Here is a 25709-nt window from a genome sequence, read left to right on the forward strand (position 1 = left end):
TTAATACTAGGTTCATTATAAAACTCATTTTTTACGATTTTCAATGGAAGGACCCTATTTTAAAAAAGTCATGACAATTATCATGGTCTAGTATATGGCATCAGTCACTGCTTTCCAAATAATGATAAAATGCTATTGAATACTACGAAAAGGTATGTTACATTTTGGTCAACTAAAATTTTCATAATTGCAGGGGGACTCTAGTGAGTTGAGAAGGTAAAACCTGACCCTTTGAACCTGTTAGTTAATACTGACGTAGGGAGCAATACACATCTTTTTATTGATGAAAAGCTCTTTTTACGTGTGCCTTGTGCCCGAACGAAAAGAGCTTTTTTTTTGCATGCTTACGTCCACCAAAAGAGGAGGACTACAATGATTTTTCAAACGATTCGTAAAAAACAACCGTTGATTCACTGCATAACCAATTATGTAGTGGCAAATTTTCAAGCAAATGGCTTACTAGCCATTGGTGCATCACCGGTAATGGCGGATGATCCGCAAGAAGCCGAAGAAATGGTATCCATCGCATCAGCGTTATTGGTAAATATAGGAACGCTTACTACACGCACAAAAGAGTCGATGTTACTTGCAGGAAAAAAAGCGAATGCCCTTGGTGTACCAGTAATTTTGGACCCAGTAGCCGCTGGCGCTACAGCATACCGCAAACAAACGGTACTACAGTTATTAGACACAATTCATTTTGCTGTTATCCGCTGTAATGTTGGCGAACTTGCCGCGATTGCTAATGTACAATGGCAACAAAAAGGCGTTGATAGTGGTACTGGTTCAATTTCTGTTGAGGATAAAGCAAAAGAAATAGCAAAAAAATATAATTGCATCGTGATTATAACGGGTGAAAAAGATTTTATAACCGATGGGAACCTTGCACAATGGATTGTTGGTGGTCATACTCGAATGACAGAAGTGACAGGTACTGGCTGTTTATTAAGTGCCATTTGTTGTGCTGCTTATATTGCGGGTAATGAGCCTTTTTCCCAATTATGTGATACATTAACGAGCTATAAAAAAATTGCTGAACATGCTCATTCAGCTGCTCCTTATAATGGAGATTTCGCAGTAGCTGTCTTAAATGGATTGCATCGTTTATCTCAGGATGGTGATAGTTAATGTACATTGTTACAACAATAGCGGGCTCTGATAGCGGTGGTGGTGCAGGTATCCAAGCGGATTTAAAAACATTTCAAGAATTAGATGTATTCGGAACGTCCGTAATTACAGCTTTAACTGCCCAAAACACACAAGGTGTCATGGATGTGCTACCAATTGAACAAGCCTTTATAAATAAACAATTTCATGCTCTCTTAGAGGATTTTTCAATTAGCGCCATTAAGACTGGCATGCTTTTTTCCTCTGATATTATTCGTACAATTGCGCTAGCTATGACGAATTTAACCATCCCTCTTATTGTTGATCCTGTCATGATTGCAAAGGGCGGTGAAACTTTATTACAGCAAGAGGCTGTTGAGGCATTAAGAAACAATTTATTACCACTTGCCACGATTGTAACGCCGAATATACCAGAAGCTGAAACATTAACTGCAAGAAAAATCGAAACCGTGTCTGACATTCGACTTGCGGCGCAATCGTTATTACAGCTAGGTGTTCAATGCGTGATTATCAAAGGTGGTCATCTTGCGAACGAAGATTTTGCTATAGATTATGTGTTTTTTAAAGATGGCAAATCATTCTCAATGCAGACTAGTCGAATTGCGACGAAAAATACACACGGGACAGGGTGTACATTTTCTGCCGCATTAACAGCTTTTATCGGCCGTCAAATGCCGATAGAGCAAGCCATTATTGAGGCTAAGAAATTCATTCAACTAGCCATTACTCATAACTTATCAATTGGTCATGGCAATGGACCAACCAATCATTTTGCTTACCAAAAATTCAAAGAAAGTTGCGAGGTGATCATAGGTGAAACGCAGTGATTTGCAGCTCTATTTTATAATGGGCACAGCGAATGCCAAAATCAAACAACCATTAGCAATACTAGAGGAAGCATTGCAAGCTGGCATTACGATGTTCCAATTTCGAGAAAAAGGAATAGATGCACTGACAAATGAAGATTATGAACATTTTGCCCGTCAATGCCAAAAACGATGTCATCACTACAATGTTCCATTTATCGTAAATGATGATATTGAGCTTGCCTTAAAACTCAAGGCAGACGGTATTCATATTGGACAAGATGATTTTCCCATCTCATTAGTACGAGAAAAAATTGGTGCGGAAATAATACTTGGTGTTTCGGTTCATACAGCGGATGAATTACACATCGCTATAGAAAATGGAGCAGATTATGTAGGTATTGGTCCCATTTTTGCTACCACTTCTAAAATTGATGCCAAAGCGCCAAGTGGTACTGAATTTTTACAACAAGCACGTCGTCATTATCCCGAGTTGCCGATTGTAGCAATTGGTGGCATTAACTGTCAGAATGCAGAAACAGTATTCAAAGCTGGTGCAGACGGTATAGCAGTTATTTCCGCCATTTGTGAAAGTCATAATATTCAACAAACCGTAGAGACCTTTAAATCGTATTGATTGAATTATTCGAGTTACGCAGTCATAAAAAAAGCAAAAATAAACAAACTAAAACCAGTGCCTTTTACGGTCACTGGTTTTAAGTTCAATAAATGCGTTTTCTGCAATTATTGGTTGTTGTTTGGCATACCTTTTAATTGAGATTCTGCCATTTGTACAAGACGTTTAGTGATTTCACCACCAACGGAACCGTTAGCACGAGCTGATGCGTCAGCTCCTAATTGAACACCAAATTCTTGCGCAATTTCGTATTTCATTTGATCAAGTGCTTGTTGTACACCAGGTACTGCAAGCTGATTTGAACTGCGGTTGTTATTGTTCGCCATGTCTGTCTCACCTCCTTGTGAATATAGAATGTGCGATATTCGATTTTTAATACGAAAATTTTATAGGTAAAATGTAACTCTAAAGGAAAAAGTCTAGAAAACATTAAAAAAAACCGTCCCAATTAGAAATTTGAGACGGCTTCCTTCTTATTATAATGTCGTAATCGGTCTTTATAAGATCAGAACATTTTTTTAGTTTAAATCCATAAATTTTTTATAAAAGATCTGCAAATTTATCTGTAGGCTGTTCTTTTTTCGGGAAAATGTACACTTCACGGTTTTTCACAGCACGTTCAATTAGTTCATCAAAATCAGAAAAACTTTCATAATGCTCTACTTTTTCAAGCTTTGGCTTTGTTTTCGGACTAGCTGGGGTAAAAATTGTACAGCAATCCTCAAATGGCTGAATTGACGTTTCATATGTGCCGATTTTTTCAGCAATATCAATAATTTCTAATTTATCATTTGAAATAAGCGGACGTAAAATTGGTGTATTCGTTACAGCATTAATCGCAGTTAAACTTTCTAGCGTCTGGCTTGCTACTTGTCCAAGACTTTCACCTGTAACAATGGCAAGTGCATTAATTTCCTCACGCACTTTATCTGCCACCTTTAACATCATGCGACGTGTCGTTGTCATTGACACATTGGACGGCACTTTGTCTTTAATAAGGACTTGGATTTCTGTAAACGGAATAACATGCAGGCGAATACTTGCACCAAATTTTGTTAGTTCATTTGCAAGCACTTTTACTTTTTCCAATGAATTTTGACTTGTATATGGTGGGCTAAAGAAATGAATTGCTTCTAAACGTACACCACGTTTCATCATTAAATACCCAGCAACAGGACTATCAATACCGCCTGACAGCATTAATAATGATTTGCCGTTTGAGCCAACTGGCATACCACCTGCGCCTGGAATCACTTGCGCCATCATATAAGTAGAATCGTGGCGCACCTCTACTCGTAATTCTACATCTGGATGTTTCACTTTTACTGATAAGTTTTGATATTGCGGTAAAACATATCCACCAATTTCACGCTGAATGCTGTGAGAATCTAATGGGAATGTTTTATCTGTACGTTTCACTTCAACTTTAAATGTTAGCTGTTGATCTTTAAATGTATCCATAATCGTAATCGCAAGTTGTTTCATGGCATCCATATCTTTTTCACAGGCAGCAACTGGGCTAAATGATTGAATCCCAAAAATTTTCGGTAAGCCTGCTAATAATACATTCATTTGTGCCTCATCTTCAATGGCAATAAACATTCGGTCGCGTTCTGTGCGAATGTGTAAATGGCCTAAATCTGCAAATGCATAGCGAATATTTTCACGTAAACGACGGATAAAATCCATTTTATTACGTCCTTTTGTCGATAGTTCGCCATAACGAATTAAAATTTCTTTCCAAATCATCATAATCGTTCTCCTTTAAGTTCCTTCAATACTGTATTGATAACTTGTATTAATTGTGCTATATCGTCTGATGTTACATGTGCACCAAAGCTAATACGAATAACACCTTTTTTAAAATGTTCATCAATATTTAAGGCTTCGACAACATGGCTTGTCTTTGTTTGTTTGGAAGAACAAGCACTGGAAGTCGAAACAATTACGCCATATTTTTGCAAAGCATTGATAAGTACCTCACCTTTTATATCACGTACACTAAACGATAAAATATGAGCTGCACACGCTGGAGTAGAGATGATATGCACCATATCACCAAAATGTGCTAGCGCTGTACGTAGTTGCTGTTGCCAATTACGGTAGTTGTTAGAACGGTCTTTCATTGTTTCGACTGCCATTCGAGCCGCCTTTGCCAATGCTACCGCTTGAGGTACAGCTACTGTGCCACTACGTAAGCCGAATTCCTGTCCACCACCTAAAGCATAAGGTTGCCATTGCATTTGCTTACGAAAAGCTAAAACACCCGAACCTTTAAATCCGTGTATTTTATGTCCAGAAATCGTAATACAATCTGGCCCATCTTCCCCTTTAAACGTTAATGGCAGTTTTCCAAAGCTTTGAACTGCATCCACATGAAATGCCGCTCTACTTTCTGCATGGACGATAGCAGCCGCTTCAAAAATAGGTTGAATTGCGCCCATTTCATTATTGACATGCATCATGCTAACCAATATCGTATCTTTACGTATTTTAGCTCTTAACTCATCTAATGAAATAACGCCTTGTTTATTGACACGTAAATAGTCTATTTCAAAGCCTTCCTTTTCAAGCTGCTTGACTGACTCTAACACAGAAAGATGCTCAATTTCCGTTGTTAAAACATGTTTCCCTTTATGCGTATTAGCGCGTGCTAAACCTAAAATAGCTGTATTATTCGATTCGGTTCCACCTGAAGTAAATAGCACATTTTTTGCTTCAGTCTTCAAAATATCTGCTACTTGCTCCCGTGCACGCATTAATAATGCATTTGATTCTACACCCATGGCATGGATTGATGCAGGATTTGCATAATATTGCTCATTTACTGCCATAAATGTTTGCATCACTTCTTGATAAGGCTTTGTTGTAGCACTATTATCAAGATAAATTGTATTAACTTTCATTATTTTTCACACACTTTCAAAACGTTGATTTAACGGTATTTATCATAACGCAATCTGTCGCGATTGACTACTAATTATTCTAATTTCATCATTTTAAGTCCACTTAGCATAGCTTATATACTGTGAATTTTAGATGCTTTCACACTACAAAAATAGATTTTGGTAAACATTTATTCAGCATGAAATCCCCAAAATTGAAGAAAAATTTTTAACATAAAAATACGGTCATAAAAAATAGCTGCCTAAAAAGGTCATTTCACTTTTTAGGCAGCTATTTCACTTGTATTTGTTACTGTTGCAAAGCGTTTATGACTTTGTAAACGCTTCTTCGGCAACAATGGCCTCAATGCGTTTCAAAGCACCTGGCTCCATTTCCTCTACTGCAGTCCCTGCTTCTTCTAAAGCCTTTGCATAACGGAATTGATGAAATGCCTCTTCTGCTTCTTTTAAACGAGCATTTAACTTTGGATTTGTTGCACGGTGGCGATTGCCATATTGAATAATACGTTCGATAAGCATGACGTTTTCAATCAATTCATGTGCTTTCGCGTGAACATCTTCAACACAAAGTGTCGCTGCATTTAAGTTATTATGGACAGTTCCCATATTGAGCGGTACTTCTTGTAGACTTTGCATCACAACGTAAATATGCTCCGCTGCCTCATCTAATCGCGCATCCATCTCTTCAGGAATACCTGGAATATTCGCCTTATTTAACAGACGATCTGTTTCTTGTAGCGTTTTTTTCAAGTTGTCCACTTGTGTCCGAGCCTTATTTTCATCAATGCGAAGTTTTTTCATTGTATTCGATAAATGCCCTTGCTCTTCGTGTATGCGCTCCAGTTCTTCACTAATTTCAATTAATTCCTCTTGTAAGCTTGAATAGGCCGATTTTTCCTCCGACACACGCATCGCCAATAAATCATAGCGACGTTGTAATGCTTCTAATTGTTTTAGCGCCGCTTTTGGAATTTCTGCATCTTTTTCATTCAAGTGGTAGCTTTGCTGGACAAATGTTGCTTCATCACTTACTAATCGAGTGGAGCTAATAACATTCGTAATTGATCCTAATAAGCGCTCACAATTTTGGTCGACATAGTTTTTAGCAATCACTTCTTTTTCAAGTAAGTCATAAAAATGGTCTATTTCTTCATTTATTTCAGCAACACGGGGTTTTACAGATGTTAACTTCAGCTCTGCTAGTTCCTCTTTTAACGAAGCAAACTCCACTTCCAGTTTGTCCAACGCCTCTGTAAGTTCTAAATGATGCAAGTAGTAAGATTGTTCTTCCATTTCACGCTGACCATTGCGTAATTCTTGAATCGCACCTGGTAATTTTACTTGTAGTTCCGTTAAAATAGTTGGCACATCATTAATATATTCAAACGTTTGTTGGGATTCATTATTTAAACTAATTACTATTTCACGCGCTTGTAAATAATTGCCCTCGCTTGTCAGTACATCAAATTCTTCAAATTTTTGTACAAACACTTCTAACTTTTGTTCAAGTGCTGGTAAAGCTACGCCAAATGAGTGCTGATGTGCAAGCAGTGTTTTGCGTGCTGATCGATAATATTCTTTTAATTGTTCAATTTCAATACGGTTTTTTTCTTCGCTGCCAATTAATTCATTAAGTTCTTCTAAGATTTTATCTTTATCTTTTTCACACTTACGAATATAATCCTCTATTTCACGCTCAATCAACGTTGCTTTTTTAAAACGAAGACGATTGATTTGGTCTTCGGCATCGAATAAAAGCGAATCAATTTTTGTCATATGTACGTCGATGACTTCATCCCAACTATTACGCCACCTTTCAAACATTTCCTCTGTTTCGCCATTCATATTTAAAGATTTAACTTTAGAAATTTCTTCATTTATGGGATTGTTTTGTATTTGTAATTTTTCATTTTCAAGTTGTGCAATAATTGTTGTATGTTTTCTTCGCATCATTAATCCTACTATGGCTAAAATTAATAGTAGGATAATCGGAATGATGATATACTCCATCGTAAGCCTCCTATTCTACAATAAACGAATTGGCTAGTTGTATTTATTATATACTATGTTTTCGCCTTTTGTACTAAAATTTAAGTGATTTTCAGAAAAGTGTATTCACGACCTACATATTGACAGCTTCCCCTATGTCATTGAACATAGAGCGTAAATATGTATTTATCATTTTAATAGTTAAAGGAGTGTAAAATGTATGAAAAGAGACGGGCACATCCATAGCCCCTATTGCCCACATGGGACATCTGATTCATTTACACAATATATTGAAAAAGCAATTGCTGAAAACTTTACGGATATTACATTTACAGAACATGCACCATTACCCTCTAATTTCCAAGACCCTACACCTGAAAAGGATAGTGGTATGCGCCCAGATTTTTTAATGCCTTATTTGGAAGACTTACAACGACTTCAAAAACAATATGCACAGGATATTCGCATTCGCATCGGTTTAGAAATCGACTATATTGTCGGCTTCGAGCAAGAAACACGTCATTTTCTTGATACATATGGACATTTTTTAGACGATGCCATTTTATCTGTTCATTTTTTACAATGGCAGAATACGTATGAATGCATTGATTTTTCTGCTGAAAGTTTTATAAATTTTGCCCAAAAAGTAGGTTCTGTTGAACGACTCTATCATTTATATTATGATACTGTCCTACAATCAATTGAAGCTGACTTAGGACAATACAAACCGAAGCGCATCGGGCATCCAACACTTATTCATAAATTTCAACTAGCCCATCATCAGCAAGTTGATGACACTGGCCGCATCCAAGAAGTATTAACTACTATGCAGCAAAAAGGATATGAATTAGATTTAAATAGTGCTGGCTTAAGTAAAACATATTGTCAGGAACCCTATCCACCATTTGCCTTTATTGATTATAGTAAAACGATTGGTTTACCTATCGTTTTCGGTTCAGATGCTCATGCTGCTGTCGATTTACATCAGCATTATAAAACTATATTTCCAGACAAATAACGTTTAAACGAGGTGCTCATATGTTTACACAAATTAATTACGAAGGATCTATTGCCGATCAATACAAGACATTAGCAAATCAATTAGATGCATTACTCACTGGCGAAACCGATCGTATTGCCAATTTAGGCAACGCATCTGCTTTGCTTAATCAATTTCTTACAGACATTAACTGGGTTGGCTTTTACCTTTTACAAGAGGATGAACTAGTTTTAGGACCATTTCAAGGCTTACCTGCTTGCGTAAGAATTCCAATTGGTCGCGGTGTATGTGGAACAGCTGTAACAACAAAAGAGACACTTGTCGTAAAAGATGTTCACGCATTTCCAGGGCATATTGCGTGCGATGCTGCCTCTCAATCTGAAATTGTCATTCCACTTATTCGACAAGAGAAGGTAATTGGCGTTCTTGATATTGATAGCCCTATTAAAAATCGCTTTTCACAGGAAGATCAAGCTGGCTTAGAACATTTTGTCGAAACACTATTGCTTCATATTTAATATTTCGCAATATTATCTCATAACCACTAAAAAATGCCCTGAAATGGATTATAAATATATCATTTCGGGGCATTTTTTATAGTGAACCATCTATTATGCATTTGTTTGTAACGTCCGATCATGGATACAAAATCTATTTTTGCCATTGTTTTTCGCTTCATATAAAGCTGTATCGGCGTGTAGAAAAACCGCTTGAAAAGCTGGTCGATAGTATTGATCCCATGTTATAAGACCCGCTGAAATCGTTACTTTAGGGTCAGTGGCATTCGGAATGACTTCAACTATTGTTGAAGCTAGTTCAATTGCCTCTTGCTCACCAACATTTGGTACATACACCGACATTTCTTCTCCACCCCAGCGAGCACAAATACCGCTTGCACCTATTGTTTCTTCTAGTTTCACGGCAATTTGCACAAGAATCTTATCGCCTGTTTGATGGCCGTAGGTATCATTAATGCGTTTAAAATTGTCAATGTCAATAAGCAAGAACATACCTGATTGATCTTTTTTCAAAGATTTTTCTACATATTGATCTAAATAACTGCGTGCATATAATTTTGTTAAATGATCACGGTCAACCATTTCTTGTAGCTGATTTCGTAAAATCGAGTTGGCAATTGCTAACGAAGAATGATGGATTAAAGATTGCATTAGTTTAAAGCTATCAAATGAAAAGAAATAAGGCTCTTTGTGCAGTACGATACTAAAGCCATTTATTTTTTCCTCCATTAAGATAGGAATCGCCATAATTGAACGATATTCTATTTGATTTGGGGTTAATCGGCTAAAATCTGCTATAAAGAGTGGATCATTTGTATGCTCAAAATGTTGTTCAACATGTCTAATATAAGTATTGCCTTCTTCTGATTTAAATAACGATGTACTAGCATCTGTCACTTCATAGGTAGCATGATCTTTAAAAGCGAAACAAACTTCCATTGGTTGGAAAGACTTCATTAATTGTTTTTGTAGGAAAAGTAACATTTCATTAATATCAATGCGCATATTTAATCGATGCGATGTTTCATTGATGAGTTGTAAGTCACTTACGAGGCGATGCGATTGATGATATAATTTTGCATTTTCTAGCGCATTTCCAGATGCTTGTGCTAACATGCGCACAAAGTCTTTTTCCGTTGCTGAAAAAAGATATGTGGTTGGTGCACTCACTTGCAAAATGCCATAAATAGCTTGTCTCCCTTTTATAGGGGCATTTAATAAACGACAGTTCAAGTCTCCAGCTAGTTCAGTAGTCAACTCTCCTGATACAAAAGCTTCGATTGTAGCCGGTCTTTCAGACAAATAATCAAAAAGTTTAATATCAATAGTCGTATGGCGATCTTGATCGTTAGATAATATAAGTTCCACATTAAATTCTGGAAAATTATCACGAATATTTTTTAAAACGTTTTCTAAAATCAAATCAATATCCATTGTTGAGTGAAATAAATCGGTCATGTTATAAAGTTTTCTATATTGATCTTCATTCAACTTTACTTCGAGATTTTCAATCAGCATTTGTAAAACTTTTGTAAGCGTTTCTACACACTCTTCACCGTAATCCGAAGTCATAAAGTCCGTCCAAGTATCGGTGGCTTCAACAAGTAACACACCCATAGGCTCTTTGCCCTCCGTCTGGAAAAGCACCATATCTGTCATCATATTATAGGCTGTTTTTTCTTTTAGTATATAAGGAAGCTTTACAACTTTCTGTTGGTAAAAGCTAGCTTCTATCATTAGCCATGACACAGCATTTAGTTTTGTTTCGATTGTCAACGAGGCCAATTCTTCTACAGGTATTAAACTATTCCCCTCAAAACTAAGAAAGGCCGCATTTTCAATTTTCAAGTGCTTCTTTAGACACTGTTTAAATGAATAAAAATACTCATTAAAACTGACTAGTCCTCCATTCGAACTCACCCAAATGCTCAAAACATCAGATTTTATATATTTCAGCGTTTGTAAATGGTCTGTCATGAAATCACCTTTTCTATATAACGTACAAATCAATTACTATTAACTTATAATGTATTATACATAATTTGTGTCATTTTGACTATGTAATTCTACCTTACTTTTACATTTTACATTTACTACCGCATCAATAACCATTTCGTATTAGTGTTAAATTCCTCTCAAGGAAATTCCTACTATAGTTCTTTTTAAAAATTGCAATACTAATAATTGACGTCTACGCTCTAAGCAGTTACAATGAAGTTTGTGTAAAATAAACGCAGCAGTGGTATAAGCTTATTACTGTATTTTATTCCTCAATTTTACTGAGTATTACTACACAAAAACTCTCAGTGGCAAAATAGATGGTGTATTGTGTAACCTAACGGCTGCATAGGCGAAAATACATGAAAATAAAATGCGTATAAGAATGGGTACTACTGGTTTTTGTTTTACAACAAAAAAACCAAATTTAAAGGAGGAGACAACAATATGTCTCGTTATACAGGTCCATCTTGGAAATTATCACGTCGTCTTGGTATCTCACTAAGCGGTACTGGTAAAGAAATCGAAAAACGCCCTTACGCACCAGGTCAACACGGCCCGAACCAACGTAAAAAATTATCAGAATACGGTTTACAACTTCAAGAAAAACAAAAACTTCGTCACATGTACGGCATGAACGAACGTCAATTCCGTACGCTATTCGACCGCGCTGGTAAAATGAAAGGTGTTCACGGTGAAAACTTCATGATCCTTCTTGAAACTCGCCTTGACAACTTAGTTTACCGTTTAGGTTTAGCTCGCACTCGTCGTGGAGCTCGTCAATTAGTAAACCACGGTCATATCTTAGTAGACGGCAAACGCGTTGATATCCCATCATTCAGCGTTAAACCAGGTCAAACGATTTCTCTTCGTGAAAAATCTCAAAACCTTGCTGTAGTTACAGAAGCTATCGAAGTAAACAACTTCGTACCTGACTACTTAACTTTTGATGCAGATAAAAAAGAAGGTACATTCACTCGCCTTCCAGAGCGTTCTGAACTATCTGCTGAAATCAACGAAGCATTCATCGTAGAGTTCTACTCTCGTTAATAAACGCTCGTTGCATTTAGCAACACAAAAAGCCCTAGAAACCTTGTTGCAAAGGTTTCTAGGGCTTTTCTTATTTTTATCTATTCATGCAATTCGGGCACAAAATAACATTAATTTGGGGCGTTGGAACTAACTGGCGAAACATGTACATAGAAATAGGTGCGTAATAGCATAAGTGTTGCTGCATCAGCGTTTCTATAAAACTAATACTTTGATTGTTCGTGTACCTAGCACTGGATACAACGGTAGATCTCGTAGTATCTGATAATCGCCGAATCTACGTTTAGCAGTAAAAATACAAAGAAGCCGCAAGTCCGATTTCTCTCACTTACGACTTTCTTCCCCACAACCCATTCAATGTTTTTTCATAAATTGAAGTGAATTATCAGAGTTGTTTGCGTGCCTGGCACCGGGATTTCATTTCTTAAAACTTAATTATTGTACTTATTACTTCCTTTTTTACTTCTATTTCTTTAGTACTTACGTATACATTACCCTTCTTCTCAAAAACAATACCATTGCATTCTACAGGTTTTTGACATCTATCAAGTATGTCATAGAACTCTTTTGAAGAACATTCATCACCGTTCACTTTAAAAGTACTACCTTCCCATACCATGAAATAGGCGTCTGCCGTTTTTACAACTATGTCATCCTTTTCTTTTTCATATTGTAAATAATAAATATAATCTATTAACTCATATTCATGTTTCAAAATTTGATATTGTCTTTCCCTAGTCATAAGCCACACCTCCTACCATTATTTACCACATGCTTAATTTAGACTAACATTAATATCTAGCATTTGGTAGTAGCTTTTTTCAATTTCATTATACAAAGGTTGGTGTTTTTCTATTTTATTATAAATAATACGGACATGACTTACTGTTCCATCCTAAATAAAATAAAAAGCACTTATTTTCCTGTACATTAAAATAATAATAATCCCCACACCAAACAACGTAAACACTATTAATATATTAACAATCAAATATCAGTTATTTACTATTCAAGTAAGGTGCAAAATAGAACAAAATACCAAAAAATATATTTTACTTTTATACGATAGCATTTCTTAAAATGTATTTAAATCAACCTTCCTACTCCTTATTATCTTTTACTACCTCAATTCCAAACTTACTTTTTTGTGAAATAATAACAGTGGTAAAATTAACAATTTTAATAAAAATACGTATTGAACTTTCAAAAAAAATAGAATAATATGGATTTCGGAAGGTGGTTCGCCATCATTCAAGCAATAACAATTATTTCAAAGGGGTTGGAAATATGTCAGACGTTCTAAAGCAATTTGTAATGCCAAAAACAAACTTATTTGGACCTGGAGCAATTCAAGAAGTTGGTAAGCGCTTAAATGATTTAGAAGTGAAGAAGACATTAATCGTAACAGATGAGGGCTTACACAAGTTAGGTCTCTCAGAACAAATTGCTAACATCATCACAGCAGCTGGAATTGATGTTGCAATTTTCCCTAAAGCAGAACCAAATCCAACAGATCAAAACATCGAAGATGGAATTGCTGTTTATCATGCAGAAAATTGTGATTCTATCGTATCGCTTGGAGGCGGTAGTGCACATGATGCAGCCAAAGGTATTGGACTTATTGCTTCGAATGGTGGACGCATTCATGATTATGAAGGCGTTGACAAATCAGAAAACCCACTGGTGCCATTAATCGCGATTAATACAACTGCTGGTACAGCAAGCGAAATGACACGTTTTACAATCATCACAGATACTGCTCGGAAAGTAAAAATGGCGATTGTTGACAAACATGTGACACCACTTGTATCGATTAATGACCCTGAGTTAATGATTGGCTTACCTCCAGCTCTAACAGCTGCAACGGGTGTAGATGCATTAACACATGCAATCGAATCGTTTGTATCGACTAATGCAACACCAATTACTGATGCCTGTGCGGAAAAAGTACTTCAGCTAGTGCCTGAATTTTTACCTCGTGCCTATGCAAACGGTGCTGATTTAGAAGCACGTGAGCAAATGGTGTATGCACAATTTTTAGCGGGTATGGCATTCAATAATGCTTCACTTGGCTATGTACATGCGATTGCTCATCAATTAGGTGGCTTCTACAACTTACCACACGGTGTATGTAATGCGATTTTATTGCCACATGTGTGCCGCTTCAACTTAACAGCACGTACTGAGCGGTTTGCACGCATCGCTGAGTTATTAGGTGAAAATGTTGAAGGGATTAGCAAACGTGATGCTGCTGAAAAAGCAATTACTGCCATTGAAAAATTATCAAAAGATTTAAATATCCCAAGCGGCTTCCGTGAGTTAGGTGCGAAGGATGAAGATATTGAAGTTTTAGCTAAAAATGCAATGCTAGACGTTTGTGCAGCAACGAATCCTCGTAAAGCTACATTGGAGGACATTAAACAAATTATTACTGCTGCAATGGGGCCTGTAGGAAAACCTACAGAGTCACTTGAAGCGGTTGCACTGTCTTAAAATATTAATAACAATGACGTGTCTCCTAGAGGCACGTCATTTTCTGTGGAACAAAAAACAATCGCTTATTGTATGTGTGCCTAGTGACAGCTATACTTTTCTTAAAAAGATATGGGGGAAACATATGCGTTTAATTTCCATTTGTCCAAGCAACACAGAGCTTGTTGCTTACTTAGGATTGACCCATCAACTTGTAGGTGTTGATGATTTTTCAGATTGGCCTGCATCTGTGCATGCATTACCAAAGCTTGGTCCCGATTTATCAATTGATATGGATGCATTAGAAGCATTGCAGCCCGATTTAGTACTTGCCTCGTTAAGTGTACCAGGCATGGAGAAAAATATAGAAGCATTACAGGAAAGGAACATTCCCCACATTGTTTTTAATGCCAACTCATTAAACGAAATTGCGCAAGATCTTCTAACATTAGGTGCTGCTTGTGGCGTAACGGAGCACGCCCAAAAAGTTGCAACGGAATATTTACAATTTATTGCCCAGCTTCAAGCGGTGGCACAAACGGTTTCCACTCACCCTACTTTATATTGGGAGTGGTGGCCAAATCCTATTTTCACGCCTGGTCAAGTCAATTGGTTAACCGAAATTAGCAAACTTGCAGGAGGCCAAAATTTATTTCACGATTTTGAGTTAGCAAATGTCCAAACAGAGTGGGAAGAAATTGTTCGACGTAATCCAGATTATATACTGATGGCGTGGGTAGGTGTTGCCTATGAGCGAATTAAACCAGCCCATTTATTAAAACGACCAGGTGCCAGCGAGCTACAAGCGGTTCAAATGCAACATGTATACGTAATGGAAGAGTGGTTATATTGCCGTCCATCCCCTCGATTAGTGGAAGGTGCACTTAAACTTGCTCAACTGCTACACCCTGAAAGCTATCAGCAAATCACTCTACCTAATTTCTTACACTGCTAAAATAAAAACCTCCCCTCGAACTAAAACATTCGAAGGGAGGTTGAATTGTGTGAAAATTGTTTGAGTGCCTGACACCCTAAACAAATTTGACCATATGGTATTTTTTCTTGCCGCGACGTACAATGCTAAAGGCATCTTCTAAACGGTCTTTTGCATCGACGTTGTATTCTAAATCTGTGATTTTTTCACCGTTTACGCTAATGGCACCGTTTGTCACATCTTCACGAGCTTGACGTTTTGAAGATGAAATCCCTGCTTCCACAAGTAAATCTACGATATTTTTTGCCTCTTTAGCCATTTCAATAGAAGGAACATCTTTAAATGCATCCTTCATTTCCTGTGCTGAAAGTGCTTTTAAATCGCCAGAGAATAATGCAGCCGTAATGCGAATAGCTTGGTCTAGCGCTTCCTGACCATGGATTAAGCGTGTCATTTCCTCTGCTAAAGCTTTTTGTGCCTTACGTAAATGAGGTTCCTCTTCCACAGATACAGCTAATGCTTCAATCTCTTCACGTGTTAAGAACGTAAAGATTTTTAAGTATTTAATAACATCCGCATCCGCAGCATTAATCCAGAATTGGTAGAATTCGTACGGAGATGTTTTTTTGCTATCTAACCATACAGCACCACCAGCTGTTTTACCGAATTTTGTACCATCTGCTTTTGTTACTAACGGAATTGTAATACCAAATGCTTTTGTTTCTTCTTCATGTGTTTTACGAATAACTTCTAAACCAGTTGTAATATTGCCCCACTGATCTGAGCCACCCACTTGAATGCGACAATTGTAATTGTTGTACAAGTGATTGTAATCAATACCTTGAATTAATGTATAAGCAAATTCCGTAAATGAAATACCTGAATCAAGACGTGAAGCAATTGTATCTTTTGCTAACATGTAATTAACATTGATTAATTTCCCGTAATCACGTAAAAATTCAATTGTACTAATATTCCCAATCCAATCACGGTTATTAACAAGTTGCGCGCCATTTCCATCTTGTGCAAAATCAAAAATACGCTCTAATTGTCCACGAATGGCTTGCACGTTTTTGTCAATTTGCTCCACTGTTTGAAGCTGACGTTCTTCAGAGCGTCCAGAAGGGTCCCCAATCATTCCTGTTGCTCCACCAACAAGTAAAATTGGACGGTGGCCAGCTTTTTGGAAGCGACGAAGCGTTAATAAAGGGACGATGTGACCGATGTGCATTGAGTCAGCTGTTGGATCTACCCCACAGTATAGAGAAACAGACTGTTCTGCTAGAAGTTTTGCCATGCCCTCAGCATCCGTTTGTTGGTACAACAATCCACGCCATTCTAAATCTTGTAATAATTCGTTTGTCATTGTTTCTTCCTCCTAAATTGTCATCTTTTAGCGTGTAGAAACAAAAAAGTCCCTACACGCAACAAATTGCATGCAGGGACGTTAATAATTAACGCGGTACCACCCAGCTTGAAGATGTCATCCATCTTCCTCTTCATTCAGCCGCCTTTATCGCAGGCGCGCACGTCTAAGCTCCAAGTACGTAATTCGTCTCTACATTATGACCAGCTTTCACCAACCGCTGGCTCTCTAAACAGGGAATATAGACACTACTGCAAACTCTTCATCACTAGAAAACTATAAGCATTATTCTATACGATTCTCTTTCAATGTCAATAACTATGTTCGAGACAATTCATTATATGCTATAATAAACAAGATTTTAGGAGGTCGATACCTTGAAGGATTGGATTGAGAAAATCAATGTAAAGATCGATGCATTTCTCGAACAAAAATGGATGAAGACATTACGTATTTCAGGCAGCGTCGTCTGGAACTTATTTTTACTATTTTTAGTCTTTGCATTGGTAGGCACTGTATTTGTTGGTTCTGTTGGCGCCGGCTATTTTGCCTCACTTGTACAAGAAGAGCCTTTACGTTCGAAAGAAGAGTTACGAAACCTTATCTTCAACTATGAGGAAACAAGTGAAATTTATTTTGCCAACGATATTTATATGGGAAAATTGCGTACAGATTTAGAACGTCGTGAAACGTCTCTTAGCGCAGTAGCCCCTGACTTAATTAATGCAGTACTCGCAACGGAAGATGAATATTTCCGTGAACATAATGGGATTGTTCCAAAAGCTGTTATTCGAGGATTGCTGCAAGACGTTACAAACTCTGCCACACAGACAGGTGGCTCTACATTAACACAGCAACTTATTAAAAACCAAGTGTTAACAAATGAAGTTTCCTATGAGCGAAAAGCGAAGGAACTGCTACTTGCCATGCGCTTAGAGCACTTTATGACAAAGGAAGAAATATTAGAGGCATACTTAAATATTATTCCTTATGGTCGAAATGCAACAGGGCGTAATATCGCAGGTATTGAAACAGCAGCTGAAGGTATTTTTAATGTGAAAGCAAAGGATTTAACGCTTCCTCAAGCCGCTTACATAGCTGGTATTCCTCAGGCACCTTATACTTACACACCATTTACAAATACAGGTGTGCTAAAAAGTGAAGAAGCATTAAAATTAGGCATCGATCGTATGAAAACGGTGCTCTACCGCATGAATGAAGCTGGCTACATTAATGAAAAACAGTATGAAGATGCGCTCGCATATGATATTACAGCAGACTTCCGTACACCAGAAGCACGTCCTGAGGATCGTTATCCATGGTTAACGTTTGAGCTAGAGGAACGAGCAAAAGAAATTATTGCTGAAAAACTAGCCAATGAAGATGGTATTGATTCAGAACGTTTAAAAACGGAAGAAAAATTACAAGAAAAATATTCGATTTTGGCAGACCGAGACATTCGTTCAAAAGGTTATCGTATTTATTCCACTATCAACAAGGATATGTTTGATGCTATGCAAAAAGCAGCCGATAATTTTAAATACTACGGTCAGACATATACGGGTAAAGACAAAGATCCTGTAACAGGTGAGGAAATCGATGTGCAAATGCCTGTTCAAGTTGGTAGTATTTTAATCGAAAATAGCACAGGTCGAATTTTAAGCTTCCTAGGTGGTCGTGATTTTAAAACAAATCAATTAAACCACGCTACTAAAGCTTATCGCTCGAACGGTTCAACTATGAAACCATTACTTGTCTATGCGCCAGCCATTGAATATGGCGTAATTGGTGCAGGAAGTCCATTAGTTGACGTCAAGTTCTCTATCGGCTCTTGGAGTCCTAACAACTATTTGACAAATGATGAGCGCGGCCTTATTCCAGCACGTGAAGCGTTAGCTGACTCACAAAACATTTCAGCCCTACGCTTATACTATGATATTTTAAATAGACGTCCTGCTGAATTTTTAGCAAAAATGGACTTCTCACAATTAAAACCTGAAGACTATACAAACCTTGCAACAGGGATTGGCGCTTTACAAAAAGGTACAACTGTTGAAGAAAATACAAATGCGTTTGCAACTTTTGCAAACGGCGGTCAATTTATCGATGCTTATATGATTGAAAAAATCGAAGACCAAGATGGAAATCTTATTTACCAACATAAAGTTGAACCTGTACAAGTGTTTAGCCCTGAGACATCTTATATCGTAACGGATATGTTACGAGATGTTTTAACAAAAGGAACAGGTACAGTTGCAAGAAATACATTAAAATTCTCTTCTGATTTTGCAGCTAAAACAGGTACTTCACAAAACTATAATGATGTCTGGTTAGTAGGCTATAACCCAAATGTTTCACTTGGTGTATGGATGGGCTACGATAAACAACGCTCACTTTATGCCTTTAATAATACGTATTTACAACCAAGTGTACGTATTAACAAGCTATGGGGTACTTTAATGAATTCTATGTATGATGTAGATCCTAAATTAATTGATGCTCCTTCAAACTTTAAGGCACCAAAAAATGTTGTGACTGCTTCATTCTGTGGTATTTCTGGTCTAGCACCTTCTGCTGCTTGTGCAAATGCAGGATTGGTACGCTCAGATTTATTTAACGCAAAAGTATTTTTACCGTCACGACCGGATGATAGCCTCGCTTCCTCAAGCGTCGTAACGATTAAAGGTAAAACGTATAATGCACATCCAAACACACCAGCAGAATTTGTAAAATCTAGTGGCGCTGGTATTAACCAAGCCTTTATTAAACGGATGTTAGGTAGACTGGGTGGGAACCCTGCAAGCCTACTTCCTAAAAATTCATCACTATCAAATTCATCTGTATCAGCTGTCGACTTCCCAGCAGATGGTAGTCCACCAGTGGCTGTAACAGCATCCATTTCAGGCAATACACTGTCTTGGAGTGGCTCATCTAATGATGTGGTAGGCTATCGAATTTATAATGTAACAAATGGTGGTCACACACTAGTTACTTCAGTGCTAGAAGCAACGCAAAGTATAACCGTCGCAAGCGGACAAGCTTATGTAGTTGTAGCAGTTGACATTACTGGTTTAAATTCACCACAGTCAAATGTTGCGTCGACAGGTGGTAGTGAGACAAAACCAGAAGAAGAGGACAAAGACGAACAACCAACGACGCCAGAGGTTCCTATTCCACCAGTGAATGGGAATAACGGCAATGGCTCTGGCAATAATGGCTCTAGTTCTGGTGGCAATGGCTCTGGCTCTAACGGCAACGGCTCTAGTGGCAATGGCTCCGGTTCAAGCGGCAACGGCTCTAGTGGCAATGGCTCTAGTGGCAATGGCTCTGGCTCTAGCGGCAACGGGTCTAATGGTAACAATGGTTCCGGCTCTAGTGGCAACGGGTCTAACAGTGGCTCCGGCTCTACTGGAGGAAATAACGGAGAGACGACACCACCTACAGAACCGCCAACAGAATAATCATTTAGGCTTACTACATTGAAATATCAATTGTAGTAAGCCTATTTTTTTGTCATTATTAAGAGGACTACTAAACAAAGGGGTAGATAACATGAAAATTCTAGTTTTAGGGGGCACACGCTTTTTCGGTAAAAAATTGGTGGAGCTTTGCCTCGAGAATAACCATGACGTTACAATTTTAACTCGCTGTCAAAGCGGCAATCCTTTCGGAGCACAAGTTCAACAGCTTTCGGTTGATCGCAATGATGTTGAAGCATTGACAAAAGCACTCGCTACTACAACGTGGGATATCGTCTACGATAATATTTGTTACTCTCCAAATGAGGCCCAGAAAATTGCGCAGATCTTACAAAATAAAACTAAAAAGCTCGTCTTTACCTCTACGCTCTCGACGTATGAAGCGGATGGAAAGATGAAATCTGAAACTGATTTTAATCCGTATGACTACGAGATTCGTATGGGCGATAGAGATGATTTCACATACGGTGAAGGCAAACGTCAAGCAGAAGCTGTCCTTTTTAAAGAAGCAGCATTTCCAGTTGTCGCTGTACGCTTCCCAATTGTCCTTGGTGAGCATGACTACACTCGTCGCCTACATTTTCATGTTGAGCGCATTTTAAATGGGCAACCAATATCCATGCCAAATATTGAAGCAAAAATGAGCTATATTACCGATGATGAAGCAGCAGCATTTTTATATTTTGCTGGAACTGCACCGATTGAAGGTCCGTATAACGCCACAGCAACAGGTACTATTTCATTACAGGCATTACTTGCACTTATTGAGCAGGAAACTGGAAAAAGAGCCAAAATATCACTAATTGGCGGTGATGAAACATCACAGTCACCGTATGGCATTCCAACACATTGGTATATGTCGAATGCAAAAGCAGAAGCAGCTGGCTTCAAATTTAGCCATTTAAACGATTGGCTTCCGAATCTTGTTACGACATTAGTCAAACAACTCCAATAAAATATCTAGTGAATCGCTAGGAAAGCTTCCACAAAACAACTGCCGTAGCGCACAGCAAAGCAAAAAAGTGTTTGATTGACCGCAGTCAACCTAACACTTTTTTGGGCTTATCTATAGTAGTTTACAAGCCAACTATAGATTATAGTAAAATTGTTTTTAAAATTTGTACAGCTTCGTCAATCTCTGCTTTAGTCACTGTAAGCGGTGGTAAAAGTCGAATGACATTTGGGCCTGCGCCTACCAGTAGTAAACCCTTTTCCTCCGCTGCTGTAATATAAGGTGCTACTTCTGCATCACCGCAACCGATTCCAAGTAATAATCCTTGCCCTTGTACCGTATAACTTGTTGGTAAATTGGCTTGCAATTGCTTCACAAAATAGGAAGATAAGTCTTGCACATTTTCTAAAAAACTTGGCTCAAATACATAATCAAGAACCGTTTCCGCAACATGCATTGCTAATGGATTACCACCAAATGTTGTACCATGCGTCCCAGGACCGAATGTGTCATAGAACTCTGCTGTTCCTAACATTCCTCCTACTGGGAATCCTCCGCCTAAGCCTTTTGCTAATGTCACAATATTGGGTTGTAATACGGTTTGCTCATATGCATAGCGCGTTCCTGTTCTTCCGATACCAGTTTGCACCTCATCGACAATTAATAAAATACCTTTATCTTCGCAAATTTTTGCGATAGCAGCTGCAAATTCAGGCGTGACACTATTCACACCACCTTCACCTTGAATCATCTCCAGCATAATGGCTGCCACAGAATCGTCAACGGTTGCTTCAAGTGCCGCTACATCATTGAATGGAAGTGTTGTAAATTTATCGACAAGTGGTCCAAATCCATTATGTACCTTGCCTTGACCAGTTGCTGACATTGCGCCAAACGTGCGACCATGGAATGATTTTTCAAAAGTAATGATATGATGTTTTCCAGTATGCTTACGTGCTAGTTTGATGGCCGCTTCATTAGCTTCAGCACCACTATTACAGAAAAACGCATACTTCAAATGTGTATCTGCCACTAATTTTTGAGCAACTTTTTCTTGCCCAGGTATATCAAATAAATTCGATATATGCCAAAGTTTTTCACTTTGTTCTTGAATCGCTTTGACAATAGCAGGGTGTGCATGCCCAAGACTAACAACGGCAATGCCGCTTGTGAAATCTAAATATTTTTTGCCACTTGCATCTTCCACAACAGTTCCTTGCCCTTTTACGATTTGTGCACGACGTTTGCCATAGTTTCCAAATAAAGCACTCATTCTATCAGCTCCTCAAGTTATTTTTTTGGACGCCATCTCCACAACATGACGTCCATACCTTCCCCTTACGGCAAAATCGTTGTACCTACTAATGTATCTCCAACAATCTGCACTGATGGAATTCCTGCATTTAGACATTCGATTGCCCCTTGCACTTTAGGAATCATTCCACCGTAAATATGACCTTCCTCAATCCACTGTGTTATTAAAGAAGGCGTTACTTCTGTTTGATAGTCACCTTGAATACGAATACCGGAGACATCCGTAACAAGAAGTAAGCTCTCCGCGCCCACAGCGAGGGCTACTTCACTCGCCACAGTGTCTCCGTTAATATTAAGCGCTTGACCCTTTAGATTCGCTCCAACACACGCGATGACTGGCACAATTCCAGCAGCAATTAATGCTTCTAACAGCGATGTGTTCACGGATTGTATCTCACCTACAAAGCCGTATATGTCCTTGTCTAAAAAGTCTGCTACAAGTAATTGCCCATCAAAGCCATTTAAACCGACTGCCGCAATCCCCGCTGTTGTTAACTCGTGTACCAGTGCAGGATTAACATTCCCGATTAATGTAGACTGGACAACATCCATTGCTGCTTCACTCGTTACGCGAATACCATTTAATGTATGAGATTCAATATCTCGTGCAGCTAGCTCACGATTAATAGCAGGGCCGCCCCCATGTGTAATAATCAGTTCAACGCCACTTTCTTGTAGCTTTTTAAAATTGTCAAAAAAATCGTCATTTAAGCCTTCAAGCGTACTACCGCCTAGCTTAATCACCATGCGTTTACGAGCGGTATGATGCATTGATTTGAACATAGTCATACGTTAAGTCACATCCCCAAGCATGCCCTTTGCCTTCACCTATACCAAGTGACACGTGTATTTTAACTTCATGCATTTTTAAAATTTGGATTAATTCATCTTCTGAAAAGGCAATAGGCTCTCCGTTTTCAACCATTGTTGCGCCACCAATTTGAATGGTAATTTTGTCAGGGTCAACTGTCGCGCCACTATAGCCAACCGCTGCAATAATACGTCCCCAGTTCGCATCGCAACCAAATACAGCTGTTTTAACAAGTGGCGAACCAACTACTGTTTTCGCGATTTTACGTGCCTCATCATCTGAAATAGCACCTTCAACTTCCACCTCAATTAGTTTCGTTGCACCTTCTCCATCTTTTGCGATCATTTTGGCTAAGTCTTGTGCCACGGTTTTTAAGGTATAGTAGAAGTTATGCCAATCAGGGTGTGCTGATGTTAAAGAATCATTGCCAGCTACACCATTTGCCATCACGACGACCGTATCATTTGTCGATGTATCCCCATCCACTGTAATGGCATTAAATGTTAGGTTCGTAATATCTGATAAAGCTGCTTGTAATACATGCGATTCAATATTCGCATCTGTTGTGATAAAACCTAGCATTGTTGCCATATTAGGTTCAATCATTCCCGAACCTTTCGCTACACCTGCAATAATAATCTCTTTGCCATCAATGATTGTGCTATAGCTTGTATTTTTCATAACAGTATCAGTTGTCATAATAGCCTGTGCAAAATCAATTGCACTCTCTAAGCAATCTTTTGGTTGTAGTTGCGATATCCCACTAGCTACTGGCTCCATATTCATAATTTCACCAATTACACCCGTTGAGCACACACCAACTAAATTTGCTGCAATCCCTAACTTTTCAGCAGTTAAAGCTTGCATTGTTTGCGCATCCTTTACACCTTGCTTACCCGTACAAGCATTCGCATTACCAGAGTTCACAATTATTGCCTGCATTTTTTTCGTTGTGTAGACAACTTCTTTCGTAACTTTTAATGGTGCTGCTTGAACCGCATTTGTAGTAAATACGCCAGCTACACTTGCTGGTACGTCACTAACTAAAATAGCTAAATCTTTTTTCTTATGCTTTAATCCACAGTGTAACCCCGCTGCTTTAAATCCTTGAGGCGATACGATGTTTTTACTTGATAATTTTTTCATAACGTTTGTTGACGCTGTTAATGTCATAAACTAATTCCTCCTCAGTTTCAAGAGTGACTGGCACCAAAACAATTCTAAATATTCAAAATCATTCGGGTGACTGGCACTTAAATGAACAATGGCACGACATCTAGGCCTGTTGTTTGTGGTAAATCCAATTGCACATTCATATTTTGAATCGCTTGCCCAGCAGCACCTTTAACTAAATTATCAATAACAGCAACAATGGTTGCTCGATTTGTACGGCTATCAACTTTTACGAAAATATCACAATAGTTAGAGCCCTTCACACGATTTGTAGTAAGGCTATTAATATCTGTTATCACCCGTACAAATGGATGTTTTTCATATGTTGTTTGTAAGCAAGCCACTAATTGTTCCTCTGTGATGCCTGGCATTACAGGTGCGTATGCTGTCGATAAAATACCACGTGTCATTGGAACTAAATGTGTATTAAAAGTAATGGTCGTCTCCACATTAGCAAACATTGAAATGGCTTGCTCAATTTCTGGAATATGTTGATGTGTATTTGTTTTATAAATGGAGAAGCTTTCGTTCACTTCACTAAAGTGCGTTGTTTGCGATGGTTTATTGCCAGCACCAGAAATACCACTTTTCGCATCTATAACGAGATAATTCGGGTCGATCAATTGCGCTTTTAATAAAGGTAATAACGACAGCAGAACAGCTGTTGGATAGCATCCTGGGTTCGCAATAAGAGAGGCATTTTTTACATTATGTGCATTCCACTCTGTTAAGCCATAAACACTTTGCTCAATAATTTCTAGTGGTGCTGCCTTTTTCCCGTACCATTGTTCATAGCTTGCTGGATTCTTTAAACGAAAATCACCTGATAAATCAATTAACTTCGGACCTTTTCCAACTAAAGGTGGTAATAACTCACTTGTCACACCAGAAGGCGTACTTGCAAATACTACATCCAATTTCGATAATGCTTCATAATCTATTTTTTGCAATGGCGAATCTATAATCTTTACTAAATGTCCGAACCTCGAAGAAAAAACGACACCTTCTTCAGAAGATGTAAATAAATCTATCTGTTCAACCGCTGGATGATTATGTAAAAAACGAATTAATTCTAATCCTCCATAACCTGTTGCACCAACAATTCCTACTTTCATTCCACTCACCTCTAAAATAAGTTAAAAATAGTATACGTCTGCATAAATATTAAGTCAACTG

General features: G+C 38.1%; 21 protein-coding genes, 1 riboswitch and 1 other annotated feature. Of the genes, 10 read left to right on the plus strand and 11 right to left on the minus strand.

Annotation, left to right across the window (positions count from 1 at the left end; translation table 11 throughout):
- Positions 1 to 181 precede the first annotated feature (181 nt).
- A riboswitch (TPP riboswitch) is annotated at positions 182 to 279 on the plus strand.
- 93 nt (positions 280 to 372) lie between these two features.
- From thiM to thiE, 3 genes are read left to right on the plus strand one after another with little or no spacing between them, the layout of a single operon-like run.
- On the plus strand, positions 373 to 1128 hold the full coding sequence (thiM, locus tag MHH88_RS16600) for a hydroxyethylthiazole kinase (protein WP_339259494.1): 756 nt from the start codon (positions 373 to 375) through the stop codon (positions 1126 to 1128).
- Positions 1128 to 1955, plus strand: coding sequence for a bifunctional hydroxymethylpyrimidine kinase/phosphomethylpyrimidine kinase (gene thiD / locus MHH88_RS16605; protein ID WP_339259496.1), 828 nt, complete (start codon positions 1128 to 1130; stop codon positions 1953 to 1955). Before thiM ends, thiD begins: the two co-directional genes overlap by 1 nt.
- A complete protein-coding gene (thiE, locus tag MHH88_RS16610; protein ID WP_339259498.1) occupies positions 1942 to 2571 on the plus strand; it encodes a thiamine phosphate synthase in 630 nt (209 codons plus the stop codon). The genes thiD and thiE overlap by 14 nt, the downstream gene beginning before the upstream one ends.
- 107 nt (positions 2572 to 2678) lie before the next feature.
- Here thiE and MHH88_RS16615 read toward each other — a convergent pair whose 3' ends face one another.
- The 4 genes from MHH88_RS16615 to ezrA form a co-directional block, all read right to left on the minus strand.
- Positions 2679 to 2897, minus strand: coding sequence for an alpha/beta-type small acid-soluble spore protein (locus MHH88_RS16615; RefSeq protein ID WP_053592369.1), 219 nt, complete (start codon positions 2895 to 2897; stop codon positions 2679 to 2681).
- Positions 2898 to 3111: 214 nt separating this feature from the next.
- Positions 3112 to 4320, minus strand: a complete 1209-nt coding sequence (gene thiI, locus MHH88_RS16620) for a tRNA uracil 4-sulfurtransferase ThiI (RefSeq protein WP_069513986.1) — start codon at positions 4318 to 4320, stop codon at positions 3112 to 3114.
- Complete coding sequence (locus tag MHH88_RS16625; protein ID WP_339259501.1) at positions 4320 to 5477, minus strand: cysteine desulfurase family protein; 1158 nt, start codon at positions 5475 to 5477, stop codon at positions 4320 to 4322. The genes thiI and MHH88_RS16625 overlap by 1 nt, the downstream gene beginning before the upstream one ends.
- 306 nt (positions 5478 to 5783) lie before the next feature.
- Positions 5784 to 7487 carry a septation ring formation regulator EzrA gene (gene ezrA, locus MHH88_RS16630; protein ID WP_069513773.1) on the minus strand — a complete coding sequence of 568 codons (1704 nt, stop codon included), beginning with the start codon at positions 7485 to 7487 and terminating at the stop codon, positions 5784 to 5786.
- A gap of 199 nt (positions 7488 to 7686) precedes the next feature.
- On the opposite strand from ezrA, the gene hisJ reads away from it, so the two are divergent.
- Both hisJ and MHH88_RS16640 read left to right on the plus strand, forming a co-directional pair.
- Complete coding sequence (gene hisJ, locus MHH88_RS16635; RefSeq protein ID WP_339259504.1) at positions 7687 to 8484, plus strand: histidinol-phosphatase HisJ; 798 nt, start codon at positions 7687 to 7689, stop codon at positions 8482 to 8484.
- Between the two features lie 20 nt (positions 8485 to 8504).
- On the plus strand, positions 8505 to 8984 hold the full coding sequence (locus tag MHH88_RS16640; protein ID WP_339259506.1) for a GAF domain-containing protein: 480 nt from the start codon (positions 8505 to 8507) through the stop codon (positions 8982 to 8984).
- Positions 8985 to 9077: 93 nt separating this feature from the next.
- On the opposite strand, the gene MHH88_RS16645 is transcribed toward MHH88_RS16640, so the two are convergent.
- Entirely contained in the window at positions 9078 to 10760 is a 1683-nt protein-coding gene (locus MHH88_RS16645) for a GGDEF domain-containing protein (RefSeq protein WP_256093265.1), read from the minus strand.
- 669 nt (positions 10761 to 11429) lie between these two features.
- On the opposite strand from MHH88_RS16645, the gene rpsD reads away from it, so the two are divergent.
- Positions 11430 to 12032, plus strand: a complete 603-nt coding sequence (rpsD, locus tag MHH88_RS16650; protein WP_024363774.1) for a 30S ribosomal protein S4 — start codon at positions 11430 to 11432, stop codon at positions 12030 to 12032.
- 424 nt (positions 12033 to 12456) lie between these two features.
- On the opposite strand, the gene MHH88_RS16655 is transcribed toward rpsD, so the two are convergent.
- On the minus strand, positions 12457 to 12774 hold the full coding sequence (locus MHH88_RS16655; RefSeq protein WP_069513782.1) for a hypothetical protein: 318 nt from the start codon (positions 12772 to 12774) through the stop codon (positions 12457 to 12459).
- A 545-nt stretch (positions 12775 to 13319) separates the two neighbouring features.
- Between MHH88_RS16655 and MHH88_RS16660 the strand changes: the two genes are divergently transcribed.
- Positions 13320 to 14525 carry an iron-containing alcohol dehydrogenase gene (locus MHH88_RS16660; protein ID WP_339259511.1) on the plus strand — a complete coding sequence of 402 codons (1206 nt, stop codon included), beginning with the start codon at positions 13320 to 13322 and terminating at the stop codon, positions 14523 to 14525.
- Positions 14526 to 14649: 124 nt separating this feature from the next.
- Entirely contained in the window at positions 14650 to 15459 is an 810-nt protein-coding gene (locus tag MHH88_RS16665; RefSeq protein WP_339259513.1) for a cobalamin-binding protein, read from the plus strand.
- Positions 15460 to 15535: 76 nt separating this feature from the next.
- On the opposite strand, the gene tyrS is transcribed toward MHH88_RS16665, so the two are convergent.
- Complete coding sequence (gene tyrS / locus MHH88_RS16670) at positions 15536 to 16804, minus strand: tyrosine--tRNA ligase (protein ID WP_069513788.1); 1269 nt, start codon at positions 16802 to 16804, stop codon at positions 15536 to 15538.
- A gap of 71 nt (positions 16805 to 16875) precedes the next feature.
- Positions 16876 to 17079 (minus strand) — a binding site (T-box leader).
- Between the two features lie 102 nt (positions 17080 to 17181).
- On the opposite strand from tyrS, the gene MHH88_RS16675 reads away from it, so the two are divergent.
- A complete protein-coding gene (locus MHH88_RS16675) occupies positions 17182 to 20265 on the plus strand; it encodes a transglycosylase domain-containing protein (RefSeq protein ID WP_339259515.1) in 3084 nt (1027 codons plus the stop codon).
- 91 nt (positions 20266 to 20356) lie between these two features.
- The gene (locus MHH88_RS16680) at positions 20357 to 21238 is read left to right on the plus strand and encodes an NAD-dependent epimerase/dehydratase family protein (RefSeq protein WP_339259517.1); all 882 of its coding nucleotides are present in this window, start codon (positions 20357 to 20359) and stop codon (positions 21236 to 21238) included.
- A 139-nt stretch (positions 21239 to 21377) separates the two neighbouring features.
- Here the strand turns inward: MHH88_RS16680 and MHH88_RS16685 are convergent, their stop codons facing one another.
- The 4 genes from MHH88_RS16685 to argC all read right to left on the minus strand — a co-directional run bounded on the left by MHH88_RS16685 (position 21378) and on the right by argC (position 25648).
- Positions 21378 to 22508, minus strand: coding sequence for an acetylornithine transaminase (locus MHH88_RS16685; protein WP_069513794.1), 1131 nt, complete (start codon positions 22506 to 22508; stop codon positions 21378 to 21380).
- Between the two features lie 65 nt (positions 22509 to 22573).
- Positions 22574 to 23338, minus strand: coding sequence for an acetylglutamate kinase (gene argB / locus MHH88_RS16690; RefSeq protein WP_069513796.1), 765 nt, complete (start codon positions 23336 to 23338; stop codon positions 22574 to 22576).
- The gene (gene argJ, locus MHH88_RS16695) at positions 23301 to 24533 is read right to left on the minus strand and encodes a bifunctional glutamate N-acetyltransferase/amino-acid acetyltransferase ArgJ (RefSeq protein WP_069513798.1); all 1233 of its coding nucleotides are present in this window, start codon (positions 24531 to 24533) and stop codon (positions 23301 to 23303) included. Before argJ ends, argB begins: the two co-directional genes overlap by 38 nt.
- 80 nt (positions 24534 to 24613) lie before the next feature.
- The gene (gene argC / locus MHH88_RS16700; RefSeq protein WP_339259521.1) at positions 24614 to 25648 is read right to left on the minus strand and encodes an N-acetyl-gamma-glutamyl-phosphate reductase; all 1035 of its coding nucleotides are present in this window, start codon (positions 25646 to 25648) and stop codon (positions 24614 to 24616) included.
- Between the last annotated feature and the right edge of the window lie 61 nt (positions 25649 to 25709).

This window comes from Lysinibacillus sp. FSL K6-3209 (assembly GCF_037976175.1).
Taxonomy (GTDB): Bacteria; Bacillota; Bacilli; order Bacillales_A; family Planococcaceae; genus Lysinibacillus; species Lysinibacillus sphaericus_D.